General features: G+C 66.6%; 13 protein-coding genes. 2 read left to right on the top strand and 11 right to left on the bottom strand.

Features of this window, described 5'->3' with window-relative positions:
* Positions 1-243: 243 nt before the first annotated feature.
* The 11 genes from Q0G75_RS05040 to Q0G75_RS05090 form a co-directional block, all read right to left on the bottom strand.
* Entirely contained in the window at positions 244-543 is a 300-nt protein-coding gene (locus Q0G75_RS05040; RefSeq protein ID WP_294417795.1) for a YerC/YecD family TrpR-related protein, read from the bottom strand.
* Positions 544-866: 323 nt separating this feature from the next.
* Positions 867-3095 (bottom strand): carbohydrate-binding domain-containing protein, encoded by a 2229-nt coding sequence (locus tag Q0G75_RS05045; protein ID WP_294417796.1) that lies wholly within the window; start codon positions 3093-3095, stop codon positions 867-869.
* Positions 3096-3791 (bottom strand): DUF4956 domain-containing protein, encoded by a 696-nt coding sequence (locus Q0G75_RS05050; protein WP_294417798.1) that lies wholly within the window; start codon positions 3789-3791, stop codon positions 3096-3098.
* Positions 3784-4617, bottom strand: a complete 834-nt coding sequence (locus tag Q0G75_RS05055; protein WP_294417800.1) for a polyphosphate polymerase domain-containing protein — start codon at positions 4615-4617, stop codon at positions 3784-3786. Before Q0G75_RS05055 ends, Q0G75_RS05050 begins: the two co-directional genes overlap by 8 nt.
* A gap of 160 nt (positions 4618-4777) precedes the next feature.
* Positions 4778-5521, bottom strand: a complete 744-nt coding sequence (locus Q0G75_RS05060) for a class I SAM-dependent methyltransferase (protein ID WP_294417802.1) — start codon at positions 5519-5521, stop codon at positions 4778-4780.
* Positions 5522-5851: 330 nt separating this feature from the next.
* A complete protein-coding gene (tsaD, locus tag Q0G75_RS05065) occupies positions 5852-8431 on the bottom strand; it encodes a tRNA (adenosine(37)-N6)-threonylcarbamoyltransferase complex transferase subunit TsaD (protein WP_294417805.1) in 2580 nt (859 codons plus the stop codon).
* Positions 8432-8492: 61 nt separating this feature from the next.
* Entirely contained in the window at positions 8493-9149 is a 657-nt protein-coding gene (tsaE, locus tag Q0G75_RS05070; protein ID WP_294417808.1) for a tRNA (adenosine(37)-N6)-threonylcarbamoyltransferase complex ATPase subunit type 1 TsaE, read from the bottom strand.
* Between the two features lie 241 nt (positions 9150-9390).
* Positions 9391-10257, bottom strand: a complete 867-nt coding sequence (locus tag Q0G75_RS05075; protein WP_294417809.1) for a bifunctional 5,10-methylenetetrahydrofolate dehydrogenase/5,10-methenyltetrahydrofolate cyclohydrolase — start codon at positions 10255-10257, stop codon at positions 9391-9393.
* A 36-nt stretch (positions 10258-10293) separates the two neighbouring features.
* Positions 10294-10905 carry a cyclodeaminase/cyclohydrolase family protein gene (locus Q0G75_RS05080; RefSeq protein ID WP_294417813.1) on the bottom strand — a complete coding sequence of 204 codons (612 nt, stop codon included), beginning with the start codon at positions 10903-10905 and terminating at the stop codon, positions 10294-10296.
* A gap of 206 nt (positions 10906-11111) precedes the next feature.
* The gene (locus tag Q0G75_RS05085; protein WP_294417815.1) at positions 11112-12800 is read right to left on the bottom strand and encodes a formate--tetrahydrofolate ligase; all 1689 of its coding nucleotides are present in this window, start codon (positions 12798-12800) and stop codon (positions 11112-11114) included.
* A gap of 294 nt (positions 12801-13094) precedes the next feature.
* Complete coding sequence (locus Q0G75_RS05090) at positions 13095-13913, bottom strand: type III pantothenate kinase (RefSeq protein WP_294417816.1); 819 nt, start codon at positions 13911-13913, stop codon at positions 13095-13097.
* Between the two features lie 458 nt (positions 13914-14371).
* Here Q0G75_RS05090 and Q0G75_RS05095 point away from each other — a divergent pair, with 458 nt between their 5' ends.
* Together Q0G75_RS05095 and Q0G75_RS05100 are read left to right on the top strand one after the other, a co-directional pair.
* On the top strand, positions 14372-15067 hold the full coding sequence (locus Q0G75_RS05095) for a response regulator transcription factor (RefSeq protein WP_042433509.1): 696 nt from the start codon (positions 14372-14374) through the stop codon (positions 15065-15067).
* Between the two features lie 26 nt (positions 15068-15093).
* Positions 15094-16128, top strand: coding sequence for a HAMP domain-containing sensor histidine kinase (locus Q0G75_RS05100; protein WP_294417817.1), 1035 nt, complete (start codon positions 15094-15096; stop codon positions 16126-16128).
* The last annotated feature ends 243 nt before the right edge of the window (positions 16129-16371 follow it).

Below are 16371 nucleotides of genomic sequence, written 5' to 3' on the forward strand. Positions count from 1 at the left end.
GAAAGGAAGGGGACGAAGCGAAAGGCGACAAAGCGGAGATTACGTACGGAGAAGCGGGGGTGCGAAACGAAGAATGTGGGCGGCGGAGAGGGCGAAATCGCGCGAGAACACAAAAACCCGCCGCCCTCGAAGGAGGACGGCGGGTTCGATTCAGCCGTATCAACGTGTTGGCGACAGATGCGCTGCAAGAGGCACCGCGCGGGGCATGCCGGGAAGCTCCGGTTCCGCCCTGCCGCTCGGGTTCTACTTCCCTTTGCGAACGTCGTCCAGGATGTTGAGCGCCATGGTGTAGCCGCCGGCGCCGTAGCTCAGGCACTTCGACACGCGGGCGATGGTGGTTGCCGAAGCCCCCGTGGCCTTCTCGATGGAAGCATACGAGTTGCCGGCGTCGAGCTGGCGAGCAACGGCCAGGCGCTGCGAGGTCTCGCGGATCTCGCGGATGGTGAACAGATCTTCAAGCAGCAGGAAGATGTCGTCCTTGTCCTGGATTTTTGAGAAAACGGTCAGCAGATCCTCCACCTCGGGGGTTCTCAGCTCGCTCATTCGGCATCGCCTTTCCGATTCACCGGGTCCTTTGCCTTTATTGTACTCCATCACGATGGAGTGCTCGAGAACTCCGCAAACCCCCACCGCAAACGGCAAGCAAGCAAGACGCTCAGGGGGTCGGACGCTTGGGGGACGTAGGATTAGGATGCTTGGGGTCCGCAAACCCCCGCCGCAAACGGCGGTTCGCCGAAGCGTCTTACCAGCCGCCGACCGCCTCGGGAGCAATCGAACGGGCAGAGCGACCAAGAGCAAACCTGGCAGATAAGCCTCCGTCCCCGAGTGCCATTTGGGGACGGAGGCTCCTGCCGAATCCGGACCTCTTACTTGCTGCCGCCTGCAGCAGGGCCGTCCACACCGACCGCACCGCCGGCTCCGTTCGCGCCTGCGGCGCCCATGCCACCCATGCCGCCGGCTCCATCCATGCCGCCAACGCCCGCAGACGCCGTGCAGCTGGCCGTGATCGCGGTTTCGCTGCCGCCGCTCACCGTGCCGGAATCCGTGTAGCCGTCGGCGTTGGCGTTCGCCACCTCACCGCCGATGACCAGGGTGTATTCGCCGCCTTCCGCAAAAGCCGGGCTGGACGCCAGCACCATGCAGAAGCGCTTGGTGGCCGTGAACGACGCCACCACGTTGCCGCTGCCGTCGACCACGCATACGCTCTGGCCGGCCTCGCCGCTTGCCGAGGCCATGGCGAAGGCCTGCGTGCCGCTGGTGAAGTTTTGCGCCATGCCCGTGGAACCCACCATGAGCACGGTGCCGCCAGTGACGGTCGCGCTGCCGTCGTAGTCGAACGCGCCGTCGCCGTCGCTGGTGGGCCCGGAGACCAGCAGCACACCGCCCGTCACCTCGACGTTGCCGTTGCTGTCGATGGCATCGCCGACGGAATCCACCACCAAGTAGCCGCCGTTGATCTGGATGAGGCAGTCGTCATCGGCCTGGCCCATGCCGCCGCCTGCCGCGGGGCCTCCGCCCTGCTGGCCGGGATCGGCGGCACCGCCCGCATTATCGCCGGCCGGCAGCTCGGGCGCGCTTCCGCCCTGCTGAGCACCGGCAGCATCGGGGGCTTGACCACCTTGCTGCGCGCCCGCAGCTTCCGGGGCCTGCCCACCCTGCGGGGCGCCTGCGGGTGCCTGGCCGCCGGCGTTCTGAGCCGCCGCGCCGCCGCCCTGGCCGGGCACACCGGGCGTGCCACCGTTGGGCAGCGTGGTGCTCACCGTATCGGCGTCGGCATCGTCGGACAGGTCGGCAGCGCTGGCGTTCACGCCGTCATCGCTTGCCACGATGTGCGTGTTGCCGCCGTTGACGTAGACCTTCTCCGCTTCGTAGCCCTCATAACAGCTGGTCACGTTCACGGTTCCGTCGTCCACGGTCAGCTTCGTCTCCGCATGGAACGCGTCGTCGCCGGCGCTCACCTCTATCGCGGAGCCCAGCAGATGCATCTCCAAATCGGAATGGAACGCGTCATCGTTGGCCGCCACCGTCATCGAGCCGCCCGCAAGACGGACGAGCGTCTTGCCTTGCACCGCATCGTCACCGGCTTGGATGTCGAACGTGCCGCCGTCGATGCTCACGAAACCCTTCGTCGGCTTGTCGTCCTTGTTCGACTTGATGCCGTCGCCGCCCGCTTCGATGGCGAAGACGCCGTCGCGGATCTTCACGCAATCGCGACCGCGCAGGCCGTCTTCCACGGCGCTGATGTTGTACGTTCCCGATACCACCACCAGATCGTCCTTCGAGCACACCGCGTGGCGATACGCGCTCGTCACGTTCAGCGTCCCGGACCCGTTCAGCGTCAGGTCGCAGCGGCTGAACAGCGTGGCATAGGGCTCATCGGAATCATCTTCCAGCGCACATGACGACCCATCGGACAGGCTGTTCTCCGTCCCTGCGTCCAAGGTGACGAAGCACTTGTCGGCGTTGCGCACGTAGATCGCCGAGCCGTCCTCGTTATGAATGGTCGTGCCCGCCAACACCAGCTGCACCTTGTCATCGTCGCCGGCGTCGACCAGCAGCTGCCCGTCGGTCAGCTCGCCCGACACCACGTACGTGCCCGCCGACGAGATGACCACGCCGTCGGCGGACGCCTGGGCGCCCGTCCCCTGCACGCTGGCCGAATCGCCGGACAGCGTGATGACGGTCGCCGACGACGCGTCATAGGAAGCATCAAGGTCGCGCTTGGAATAGTCCAGGTCAAGAGCGCTTTCGTCAAACGCAGCCGCAACCTCTTCGAACGATGCGTACTCCGCGTCGGAGGCGCTTGCCGCAGCGGCCTGCTCGGATGCGGCCGAGTTTTCCGCACCCGTCGAAACCGCCGCGCAGCCTTCCATCGCAAGCACGCCGCTCAAAGCCAGCAGGGCGATCGCGCCGCACGCCAGGCGCGTCAGCCCGCGCACATCGGTGCGCTCCCTCGCCGATGATCCGCCCGCCGCAGGCGCGGCGACATCGAGACTCTGCTCCTCTTCTTCGCCAACAGCCCGGCGAAACGCCCCGGGTCCATCGGCAGCGCCTTCGCGCGCCGCCCGGGCGCGTCGGTTCGCAAACCGGCCCATTTAGAGCACCTCCTTGGAAATCTGCGCGTTGCTCAAGCTGACCTTCAGGTTCCCGTTCAGGCAGCGCACCTCGTCCATCAGGCGTTTCTCGATCCCGGGCTGTGCCAGACGCACCCGATACTCAAGCTGGTACAAACTGCCCATGTTCGTGGTGCAAACCTCGGTCAGCTCGTGCTCAGCGGTATAGCGCGCCGGTACGGCGTCGAACATACCGTCGAACTCCAGGTCCTCGGGCACCGTCACGCGGAGCACCTTCTCCGGCTGCTGCGGGCGACCGAACGGCGACAGCACGTACACCACGTTCACCACGCCCACAATGAACGTGAACAAGACGGCCAGCGCAATGAATCCCATGCCGGTTGCCAGGCCGATCGCCATGGCAAGGAACACGCTGCCGATGTCCTTCGCGCTGCCCGGGATGCTGCGGAAGCGTACCAGGTTGAACACGCCCATGACGGCGATGCCCGCGCCAAGGTTGCCGTTGACCAGGGTGATCACCATCTGCACGATCAGCGGCAGCAGCGCCAGGGTCACCACAAAATTCTTCGAATACTTATGACGGAACATGTAGATGCAGGCCACGGCCGCGCCGAGCACGATGGACGCGGCGCAGCACATCAGGAACTGCACGGTGGACACGCTCGCCACCAGGGAATCGGTCGTTCCGAAGACCGAGGAGAGCGCGGAATCAAGCACGACGATTATCCTTTCGGGAGGTCAGAGACGGGAAAGCGCCGCGAACAAAACGGGTACCGGCGGCACGCTCGCATTCTTGGTAGGCAGCGCCGTACTTGCTGAACGACGACGGGTACGCCTGGCACCCGCCAAGCACCTCGACCAGCCAGGGCGGGTAAGTGCCTGCGGTCTTCACCTCCATGATCGTCTCGCCCAAACCCAAAAGCGGATGGAAGGCGCTGCCCGCCTCGCGCTCGCCGGCCAGCACATCGCGATACGCGACGCCCGAATCGAACGTGATGCGCAGCCCATCGGCGTCGGCGCCCGGCACCGGGGCGTACGCCGTGCGCTCGCACACGATGTACATGGAAGGCCGCAGGTTACGGTAGCGCGCCGTGAACGCATCGATCTCACGGGCGATCTGGATGCTGTGCAGCGTGAGCGCCTCGTCCTGTTGCACCTGGTCGGACAGCGGGTTTTGCACGCAGGCGTTCTCGTAGGGCACGCGCCCCATCAGGTACGCGCACGCCGCCGTCAGCGAACATCCCACGCGGCGCTTGTACACGATGCCGTCGTACTTCTTCTTGATCTCCACGTACACGCGCTCGCCCGAAGTCGGCGTCCCGTACCAGCGCACGCGCAGCTTCTCCTTGTACAGGGGCTTTTCCAGGCTGCGCGCGATCAGGTCGCGCGTCGGCGTGTCGAAGTACAAGCTGGTGATGCGCGTGCGGCCGTACTCATCGGCGGCCATGCGCCCTGCCAGCGCGTCGAGCACTTCGCGATGCTGCTTCGCGTTTAAGCGGTATTTGACCTCTTTGCGTTCAAAGGTGTCGGTGAATGAAGTCATCGTTTCCTCCCAAGGGCCCAGCGGCCCACACTCGGGGAACATTTCGAGGCTAGATACTACGAACACACCCTTAAAGTTGACTGAAACCGAGGTCGGAAACACGAAAGCCCGCCGGCGGCGGGCTTTCGATCGTTACGGTCGGAATCTTCCGTGATTGGCGCTACTCGGGCTTTTTCGCTACGTGAACTGCGGCGATGCCGCCGGTGTAGTTCTTCCAGGTGACGTCTGTGAAGCCGGCGTCCTCCATCATGCGGGCCAGGCCCTGCTGGTTGGGGAACGCCTTGATGGACTTCGACAGGTACACGAAACCGTCGCGGTCGCCCGTGATCAGGCCGCCCCAGAACGGGATGAGGTGCTTCAGGTAGAAGTTGTACAGCGCGCGCCAAACGGCGTTGGGCGGGGTGCTGAACTCAAGGCACACCAGGCTGCCGCCGGGCTTGAGCACGCGATACATCTCCGACAGCGCAAGCGGGCGGTCGGGCATGTTGCGGATGCCGTAAGCCATGGTGATGGCGTCGTAGCTAGCGTCGGCGTAAGGGATATCCTGCGCGTCAACCACCTCGAAGTCCACCGGCACGCCGTCGGCCGCGCCGTCGGCGTAATGCGCGCGGGCCACGTCGAGCATCTCGTTGACCAGATCGGTGCACTGGATATGGCGCGGGTGCTTGGCGCGCGCCACGGTGAAGCTGACGTCGCCCGTTCCGCCCGCAATATCCAGCACGTCATCGTTTGCGCTGATGGGAGCCTGTTTCATCATGCCCGCCAGCCACATTTTGTAAGCGCCGAAACTGGAGATGGCGTTGAAACGCTCGTACTTCTTCGCGATGGCGGAGAAGATGTCCTTCACGCGTTCGGACGAGATCTCGGCCGGCGCTTCCTTGCCGGTGGCGGTATCGATGGCCATGCGGTGCTGCTCCTTGCGTATCAGTTCGCACTCGCCGCGGGCCAAAGCGCCCGACGGCGAAAGCATCGCGCCGGCAGCTGCCAAGCGCGTTTCATCAAGCCGGCCCTGAGCGGGCCGTTCGTTCAGCATTCCAGTATAGCCGTTCGCGCAGCCGCGCCGCGCGTTCGGCATGAAGCGAACACGCAAGCTGCGGTTGCAACGGCTCAGCGGCCGAGGGCCGACAAGGGGGCGCAGTCTCGCAACCCGCGTACGGTGCAAGCGGCAAAGTCCCCTCCATCAGGCAAAACGCCGACAGGAGCCGTTTTCGCGAATCCTCAAGGCCAGCGGTTGCTAGTACTCCTGTTCCAGGTCCGCGTGGGCTTGCGCGTCGGTCTCAAGACCGTAGAACTTCCCCTGGCGGAAGCGGTCGAGCGCCACCAGGGCGATCATGCCGGCATTGTCGCCGCAAGCCGAAAGCGGAGGCATGACCAGGCGCACGTGCATCTTCTTGCACAGCTTCTCGTACGCCGCGCGCAGCACGGGGTTCGCCGCCACGCCGCCGCCCAGGCAGAACGTGGGAGCGCCCGTTTCGCGCAGCGCCATCTCGGCCTTCTTCACCTGCACGTCCACCACGGCGGCCTCGAAGCTGGCGCAGATATCCGGCACGTTGAGCTCGCGGCCCGCGGCGCGCTCGTTGTTGATGTAGGTGACCACGGCGGTCTTCAGGCCCGAAAGGCTGAAGCGCATGTCGCCCGAATGCATCATGGCACGCGGGAACTCAATGGCCTTCGGGTTGCCCTTGGCGCCCTGCGCCGACACCACGGGGCCGCCCGGGTAACCCAAGCCGAGCGCCTTGGCCACCTTGTCGAACGCCTCGCCCACCGCGTCGTCGATGGTGGCGCCCAGCACGCGGTAATCGCCCCAGCCGCGCATGTGCACGAGCATGGTGTTTCCGCCGCTGACCAGGGAAACCACCGCCGGCGGGGCGAAATCGGGCGCGCCGATCTTGTTGGCGTACATATGGCCCTCAAGGTGGTTCACGCCCACCAGCGGCTTGTCGGCGGCCCAGGCCGCGCCCTTGGCGAACGCCACGCCCACCACCAGCGCACCCACCAGGCCCGGCGCGTACGTGACGCCCACACCGTCAAGGTCGGCCCAGGTCAGACGCTCCATGCCAAGGCGCTGCGCCGCAACGTCCAGGCATTCGTCGCACACGCCGCAGATGGCCTCGATGTGCTTGCGGCTGGCGATCTCGGGGACCACGCCGCCGAAGCGGGAATGGAAGTCGATCTGGCTTGCCACCACGTCGGAAAGCAGGTTGCCCTTGCCGTCGACGATTGCTGCCGCCGTCTCATCGCAGGAACTTTCGATAGCCAGGATGAGCGGGCGCTCGAGCTGCGCGGCGGGCTGGGCGGCCTTCTGCGCATCGTGCGCCTCGTCCACGCGCAGCGTCATGCCGGCGACGTCGACCGGGGATTCTTGAACGCCGGCATCCTCGGTGACGGCGCGCAGCGCCTTCGCATCGGCGGCGCCGCCGACGGCCGAGGAGCCGATAACGCCCTGCAGCGGGCCCTCCATGATGACGGCGTCCTCGCGGTCGGAATAGTAATGCGGGCGCTTGCCGATGGAATGCATGCCAAGCGATTCGTAGAACGCCTGTGCGCCGACATTGGAGGCGCGAACCTCCAGCGAGCACGTGGTAGCGCCCAGGTCGCGGGCATCGGAAGCCACGCGGGAAATGAGCTGGCGCGCGATGCCGCGGCGGCGCCACGCCGGATCGGTGCCGATCTTGAGGATTTGCACCTGCCCGTCGATCACCATGCCGCCGGCATAGCCGACCAGCACGTTCCCGCGCGCAGCGGGCGAAGCGCCATCGGAGCCGGCGGAACCCGCATCGGGGCCTTCCCCGCTTGCATACGCCGCCCACCAGGTGCGATCGGCGCGCGGAAGCTCATCGGCCACAAGCGCGGCGTTCCACGCGTCCGAGCCCATGACCTGGGATTCCATGGCCGCAACATGTTCGGCGTGCGCAGCGTCGAGCGGCTTGTACGTGATGCCGTGCTCGTCGGGACGGGCGTTGAGCACCGCCGTATCGTGCATGGTGGCGCGCTGATCGCGTCGCGGCGCGGCGTCCTGCACGCCGGTGGCAAGGTTTTTCGGGTCGTTCTTCGCCAGGCGAATGCGCTCGTTCTCCTCGGCGTCGGACAGGCGCGTGTACACCGGCAGCAAGAACGCCGGGTTGTGGCGCTGCGCGTCCAGCGGGTCGGCCGCGCCCGTGCGCCACGCGTCCTGCAGCGCCAGCAAAAGCCCGCTGCCCGTGGGCGCCCACAACTCCTCGGGCAGCAACGTGCCCGCGGGGGCGAACAGCTCCGCGTACTTCGCAAGCCCGTCGCCCGTCAGCTGCAACGCGTCCGCCGCAGCGCCGGAAGACGCTTCGTCGACCAATTCCTGGGCTGCCGCCTGGGCTTTCACCACACGGTCCGCCTCAAGGCGATGCACGCCCGCATCATCAAGCGCATAGCGGACGGGGTAGACCTCCTTGCGCATGGCGTCGGCGACCACGGCCAGCCGGCCGCGCACGCCCGAGGCCCACGCATGCCAGGCCACCACGTCGAGCGACGACACGCCCACCAATGCGGCGCCAAGCGCCTGCGCCGCGCCCTTGGCCGTGGCCATGGCGATGCGCACGCCCGTGAACGACCCCGGGCCGCGGCCGACGCACACGCACGCCAGCTGGCCGCGCCCCACGCCGACCTCGCGCAGCAGGGCGTCCACCCGCACGAGCAGCTGCGTGTTCGACGCGCGATGCGCCGCCACCTCCACCGCAGCCACCGGCTCCACCGCGCATGCCGCGGCGTTCAAACGGCCCAGCCCGATGGAGATCACCTCGTTCGCCGTATCGAACGCCAACGCATATGCGGTTTCAGGCACAGTGCTCCCCTTGCTTTCGAATATGGTTCCTTATATGGCCGGTTTCGCTGAGAGACGCCGCTTAGCGCGCGGCGTCCGTTTGGGCCGCGTCAGGCGCGAGCGAGCCGAACGAATCAGCAGGCGAAACGGCGGGTTTGGCCTCCGCGACCTTGACCGGGGGGATGGATCCCGTGTTCATAGGGGCACCACCCGGCACGATGAAGCCGCCGGCGCTGGCCGTGCTCTTCGACAGACGCGCCTTCGAATCGTTGGCCCACACGGTGAGCAGCTGGCGAGCGCGGTTTCCCAGCGCGTGCGCGAGCACGCGGCGGCCGCCGTCCTCGGTCACCAGGATGCGGATCTCCAGGTAGCCGTACGGCAGCGCACCGGGGAACTTCTCGCCCCACTCGATGAACGACACGCCATCGGCGTCGATGGTATCGTAATAGCCCGTGTCCTCCAGCTCGTCCTGCTCGTCCAGGCGATACAGGTCGAAGTGGTACAGCGGGATGCGCCCCTGGTGGTACTCCAGCAGGATATTGAACGTGGGGCTGGTAACCTGGGCGGAAATACCCAGGCCGGCGGCCACGCCTTGCACAAATTGGGTTTTGCCGGCGCCCAAATCGCCCGAAAGCACCACCACGTCGCCCGGATGCAGGTACGGAGCCAGCGTTTCAGCCAGCTGCTTCGTTGCCTCCGTGGACGCGGTTTTACGTGCGTATGTCAGTCCGTTAGCCATAATGCAGCACATCATACGCCAATGCGCGACAACATGCATCCCGCCCACGAAAACGGCGGATAAGCAGGGGAAAACGGCTTTCGGGGGCAGGTCGGTGCGCGACGTCGCGCACCGACCTCGCTTCAAGGGGCGAGCAGCGAACGGGGCCGACCAGCCGGCCGCACGCGAAGCCGGCGCGCCAACGGCTCTCGCGGCCCCGCTGCAGAGCACAAAAACGCCCGCCGCAAGGGCGGGCGTTCGGCTAGCCTTTCAGGCTTTCCTTCAGCTGGGCCTCGGCGGCGGCCACGGTGTGCTGCATGGTCATGCTGGTGGTCACGGTACCCACGCCGCCGGGCACCGGCGTGATGGCGTCCACGATGGGCTCCACCTCGTCGAAATCCACGTCGCCGCACAGCTTGCCGTGCACGTCGAAGTTGATGCCCACGTCGAGCACCGTCTGGCCCGGGCGGAAGTATTCGCGGCCGTACGCGCGGGCACGGCCCGTGGCGCAGATGACGATATCGGCCGAGCGGCTGATCTCCTGCAGGTTCTCGGTGCGGCTATGGCAGATGGTGACGCTGGCGTTGCGGCGCAGCAGCATCATGGACACGGGCTTGCCCACCACCAGGCTGCGGCCGATGACCACCACGTGCTTGCCGACGATGGGCACCTTGTAGTGCTCCAAGATGGCGACGCACGCCGCAGCGGTGCAAGGGGGGAAGCCGTCCGGCGCGTCGGCGAACACCGCCGCAAGCGACGCCAGCGAGATGCCGTCGACGTCCTTGGCCGCGGTCAGCGTGTTGCACATGGCCTTCTCGTCCATGAACGCGGGCAGCGGGCGGAACATCAGGCAGCCGTGCACCGTCTTGTCGTAGTTGATGGATTGCAGCGTGGCCTTGAGCGCAGCTTCGGGCGCGAACTCGTCGAGCACGTAGGGCTTGGTGTGAATGCCCAGGCCAGCGGCGCGCTTGACCGCCGTGCGCTCGTACGAGAGGTCGTCGGGGCGCTGCCCCAGGCGCACCAGCGCCAGCGTGGGTTCCACGCCCTGCTCCTCGAGCGCGGCGATGCGCCCCCGCATATCCTCTGCCATGCGGTCGACGACCGGCTTGCCCTTCAACAACTCTGCCACGTTTTCTCCACCTTCATCTATCGGCCTGCCGGCCGTTTACGAGACCGCATCCTTCACGAACGCGAACACCGCGTCGCAGCGCTCGCGCGTCTGCGCGACAAGCCGGTCGGCCTCGTCGCGATAGCGTGCGGCGCGTTCGGCGTCGTCGATGGACGCCGCGTTAATGTACACGTTCAGGCTGGCGCCGTCCACGGCGGCTCGGGCGAACGCCACGGAAACGCCCGCATCGCTGCGGGCCATGCGGCTGCCGTTGCGCGCCAGGAAGTCGGCGTGCTCCACGCACGCGGCCGCCGTGCACATGATGTCCAGCGGCACCTCGGTGGCGCCGATGAGGGCATCCTGAATGGCGGCCTGCTTGGCCGCAAGCTGCTCGGGGGTGTCCTTGGGCATGCGGTAGGCCGCCGCCAGCGGGCCGAACGCCTCGGCGTCGGCGCCCACCAGGGAAAGCAGGCGCCCACGCAGGTCCGCCAGCTTCTCCAAGCGCATGTACACTTCGGGTTCCACCTGGGCATACGTCTTCTTGCCCACGGTCAGATTGCCCACCATGGACGCCAGCGCGCAGGCCAGCGCACCGCAATATGCCGAGGCCCCGCCGCCGCCCGGCGTGGGGGCCGCCGAGGCAAGCTCCTCGACGAACGAAGTATCCATACGCTTCCTTTCCGTTTCCAACCGCACAAGCGGTCTGCAAGCTCGACGCCGGGAGCCGACGAGCTTGCGAGCAAACCGACTAAGGCGAAGGATGGGCGATGCCCACAAAGCGAGTTCCGCAGCGACTGAAACAGTCCAGTGGACTGTTTCACCAAGCGAGGACTGTCTGAGCGACTGGGCGTCGCCCATCCTTCGCCGCCGGGGACTTAGAACAGCCCCGTGATCTTACCGGTCTCGTCGACGTCGATCTTGAAGGCCGCGGGGCTCTTCCCCAGGCCCGGCATGGTCATGATGTTGCCGGTGAGCGCCACCACGAAGCCGGCGCCGGCGCTGACCTTGGCGTCGCGCACGGTGATGCGGAAACCGCGCGGCGCGCCCAGCTTCGTCTGATCGTCGCTGAAGCTGTACTGAGTCTTGGCCATGCACACGGGCATGTCGCCGAAGCCGAGCTTCTCCAGCTTCGCCAGCTCCTTGGCCGCCTTGGCCTCGAAGTCGACGCCGTCGGCACGGTAGACGTTCTTCGCAACGGCCTCGATCTTCTCGCGCAGGCTCAGGTCATCGCCGTAGGAGAACTGGAACGTGTCGGCGCTGCGGCCGGCCTCGTCGCCGTTCTCGCACAGGCGCACGACCTCGTCGGCCAGCGCCAGGCCGCCTTCGCCGCCCTTGGCCCACACCTCGGACAGGGCCACGTTCACGCCCAGCTCGCGGCACTTATCCTCAACGAGCTTCAGCTCGGCCTCGGTGTCGGTGGGGAAGCGGTTGATGGCCACCACGCACGGCAGGTTATACACGTTCGTGATGTTCTCCACGTGCTGCAGCAGGTTGGGCAGACCGGCCTCGAGCGCCTGCAGGTTCTCCTCGTTGAGCGCGTCCTTGGCCACGCCGCCGTGGTTCTTGAGCGCGCGGACCGTTGCCACCACGACGACGGCGTCGGGCTTCAGGCCGGTCAGGCGGCACTTGATGTCCAGGAACTTCTCAGCGCCCAGGTCGGCGCCGAAGCCGGCCTCGGTGATGGCGTAGTCGCCCAGCGCGCGGGCCATCTGCGTGGCCATGATGGAGTTGCAGCCGTGCGCGATGTTGGCGAACGGGCCGCCGTGCACGAACGCCGGCGTGCCCTCGAGCGTCTGCACGAGGTTGGGCTTGAGCGCGTCCTTGAGCAGCGCGGCCATGGCGCCCTCGGCGTGCAGGTCGTGCGCGGTGACGGGCTGGTCGTCGAAGGTGTAGCCGACCACGATGCGGCCGAGGCGCTCCTTCAGGTCGGTGATGCTGGTGGCCAGGCAGAAGATGGCCATGATCTCGCTGGCCACGGTGATGTCGAAGCCGTCCTCGCGCGGCACGCCGTTGGCCCTGCCGCCCAGGCCGCACACGATGTTGCGCAGCTGACGGTCGTTCATGTCCACCACGCGCTTCCACGTGATCTTGCGGACGTCGATGCCCAGCTCGTTGCCGTTATGGATGTGGGCGTCCAGCAGCGCGGCGAGCAGGTTGTTGGCCGCACCGATGGCGTGGAAGTCGCCGGTGAAGTGCAGGTTGATGTCCTCCATGGGGATGACCTGGGCGTATCCGCCGCCCGCGGCACCGCCCTTGATGCCGAACACGGGGCCCAGGCTGGGCTCGCGCAGCGCAACGACGGGGTTCTTGCCGCGCTTCTGCAGCGCGTCGGCCAGGCCCACCGTGGTGGTGGTCTTGCCCTCGCCGGCCGGCGTGGGGTTGATGGCCGTCACGAGCACCAGTTTGCCCGGCGTGTGCTGCTCATCGCGCAGCAGGTTGTAGTCCACCTTAGCCTTCGTGGTTCCGTACTGCTCCAGGTACTGCTCGGGCACACCCGCCTTCTGCGCGATGGCGCTGATGGGTTGCGGAGTCGCTGCCTGGGCGATTTCGATGTCGGTCAACACGTCGGGGCCTCTCTCTCGTCTGGATGCGGACGCGCCCCGTCCCTTGGCGAGGCGCATGAACGTAGGTGTCATTGTAGCGGCGAGCCCTGCCCGCCATCGAACCGCAACCGTTAAGAAACCTAGATTTCAAGGCAACGGCGAAAATGCGGCCAAATTTGTTGCAATTGTGGAGAAGCGGGCGACGGAACCGCCTTGCCGGCGGCTTCCCAAGGCGCTAAAGGCGAAGCCAGGGGCGCCGGACGCGAGGGCGCGCCGCGACGACGGACGGAGCCGTGCCGCCGAGCGCGAGCTCCCCTACTCCAATACCTCGTCGGGGCGGCCGTACAGGCCGGTGACGTCGTTGTCCATGAAGTTATCGTACACCAGGCGAAGACCCTCGAGCGTGAGGTCCTGATTCACGTGCGTGATGGTGCGCGAAAGCGGCGCCACGCGGCGCGCCAGGCCGCCGGTGGCCACGACGGCCGCCTTGTAGCCGAGCTGCTCGAAGATACGGTTGACCAGGCCGTCCACGCGATCCGCCTCGCCGTAGACGATGCCCACTTGCATGGCCTGGGCGGTGTTGCGCCCGATGGAGGTATGCGGGTTGACCAGCTCGATGGCGCCCAGCTTGGTGGCGTGGCTGAACAGCGCGCGGGCGCTGGTGTCCACGCCAGGCGCGATGATGCCGCCGGCGAACGTGCCCTTCTCGTCGATCACTTCCATATTAGTGGCGGTGCCGAAATCGACCACCACCACGGGCGAGCCGTACAGCATGCGCGCGGCCACGCAGTCGGCGATGCGGTCGGCGCCGATCTCGCGCGGGTTGGGGTAGTCGCCGGCGTCGAACAGCCCGGCGGCGTTCTCCGCGGTGCACACCACCGCGCGCACGCCGATCATCTGCTTGGTGGCCTGGCACCACGCCTCGGTGAGCGCCGGGACCACCGACGCCAGGGCCACGCCGCTGATGTCATCGAACGAGACGCCCTCGGAGCTGAGCAGCGGGATGAGCTTCACGCGCAGCTCGTCGCACGTGTGCAGCTTGTTCGTGGCCACGCGCCAGCGGAAGCGCAGCTTCTTGTTCTCGTACACGCCCAAAACGGTCTGGGTGTTTCCCACGTCTATTGCCAGCAGCATGGCGCCGCTCCCCTCGTTCTCATGTTCCCCGTCGCCGCGTTCCGCGATGGGGCCGATTTTTCCGCGCATCAGTATAGCAGCAGGCCGCCAGACGACCGGCAAGCACACGGGAAGCGCCCGAATCCGCCCGCCAAGCGTCCGCGCCTAGCGGTTCGGGCGGGGTTCGGGTGGAGACGCACCGGCGCGGGGCGGAGTGAATCCTAACGCAGGGCGGCGCGGAACCTGACAGATAAGCCTCCGTCCCCAGGTGTCCGGGCGGCCGGATCGGGGAAATGCCGGGCGGTTTTGCGCCGGGGAGGTAACGTGTTTTTGACGGGAAGCCCACCTGCCGGGCCGATGCGGGTATAGTTGTCGCAAGAACGTGGAACAGCTGCTTCCTTGCGGCGCCCGGCGCCCGGCAACGGCGCGACCCGGCGCGCCGCGCAAGCAGCTTTCGCAATGGAAAGAAGAGGCCCATCATGAACGAAACGCCTTCACGCATCCTGGTCGTGGACGACGAGCCCTCCATCACGGAGTTCGTCGGATACGCCCTGAAGAAGGAGGGCTTCCAGCCCGACGTCGTGGACAACGGCGAGGACGCGCTGGCAATGGCCCAGGAAAACGACTACGACCTGTTCGTCCTGGACATCATGCTGCCCGGCATGGACGGCTACGAGCTGTGCCGCCGCCTGCGCACCAAGACGTCGGCGCCCGTGCTGTTCCTCTCGGCGCGCGACACCGAGCTTGACAAGGTGGTCGGGCTCGAGATCGGCGGCGACGATTACCTGGCCAAGCCCTTCGGCGTGCGCGAGCTCATCGCCCGCGTCCGCGCGCTGCTACGCCGCAGCCAGGGCAACGAGCTCACGCCGAACAGCCACGCCATCACCGCCAGCGGCATCACGCTCGACGAGGACGCGCACACCGCCACCGGCCCGGCCGGCGACATCGACCTGACGCCCCGCGAGTTCGAGCTGATGGCATGCCTTATGAAGAACGCCGGCAAGGTGGTCTCGCGCGAGGAGCTGCTGCGCGACGCCTGGGGCTGGGAATACCTCACGGAAACCAAGACCGTGGACACCCACATCAAGCGCCTGCGTGATAAGATCGAGCAAGCCGGTTACGATCCCGGCCTTGTGGAAACGGTTCGCGGTTACGGATATAGGTTCAAGCTATAAAACGGCTGCAGACATATTTCGCGCTCTTGGCCACGCTGCTCAGCCTGCTCGCTGCAGTGGTCACGGCCGTCGTGTGCATGCTCGTGTACGACGCCTCCATCGCGGTCCTGCTGGTCCTCATCCCCATCAGCGTGGTCATCTTCTGCATCAGCCTGCTCATCGGCCATTTTCTATCCGAGCCGCTCAGCGACCTGGCGAAGAAGATGGCGGCATTCCGCAGCGGCGCGCCCGTCACGTTCGAGCCCGACGGCCGCATGTACGAGGCCGACCTGCTGACCAGCGATTTCAAGCGCCTCGTGCAAACCACCACCCAGCAACAGCACGACCTTGCCATCAAGGAGCGCCGCCAGAACGAGTTCATCAGCGACGTCGCGCACGAGCTGCGCACGCCGCTGACGGCCATCCGCGGCAACGCCGAGATGCTCGCCGACCCCGACCTGCCGCCCTCGCTGCATGAGAAGTTCTGCGGCATCATCGTGAACGAAAGCGAGCGCCTCAGCCGCCTGACGCACGACCTGCTGACCCTGCAGCGCATAGAAAGCTCCCCCATCCCCGAAACAATGCAGCGCGTGAACCTGCACGACCTGGCGAACAGCGTGGTCGACGCGCTGTCGCCCATCCTGCACGACCGACAAGCGAATACGAGCGTCTCGGGCGAGGCCCCCGACGTGCTGGGCAACCCCGACAGCCTGCGCCAGGCCGTCACCAACCTGGTCGAGAACGCCAGCCGCTTCATCAAGCCCGGCGGGCACATCAACGTGGAGCTGTTCGGCATGAACGGCAACTCCATCATCGCCGTGAAAGACGACGGCTGTGGCTTCGGCGACGTGGACCCCAAGCTGCTGTTCGACCGCTTCTACCGCACCGACGCAAGCCGCACGCGCGGCACGGGCGGCACGGGCCTGGGCCTTGCCATCGTGAAATCCATCGCCGAGGCGCACGACGGCACCGTCGAGGCCGTCAACCTCCCCGAGGGCGGGGCGTGCTTCATGATCGCCATCCCCTCCATCCCCGCCGACATCTCGGTGAAGAAGCCCCACGGGAAGGCGAAGAGCGCCTAAGGGAAGGCTGGCGCAACCGGGCTGATGGTTGCTGCTCGGGCCGCTTCCGCAGGCGGCATCGACCCCCCCTCACCACGTGCGCCCTGCAACCGATCATCGCCGACGAGTAGGAATCCTCGCCGCCCACCCGGGCAGGCGCCCGATCCTTCCACCGACCGGAACGTCCCCAGGGCGTCAAGCGTTTATTTCACCTGTGCACCGATTCCAGTGCGAGCGGGGGCCATGACGTGGGGATTCGCAGGG

Origin of the sequence: uncultured Senegalimassilia sp. (assembly GCF_934636665.1) — a bacterium.
Lineage (GTDB): Bacteria > Actinomycetota > Coriobacteriia > Coriobacteriales > Eggerthellaceae > Senegalimassilia.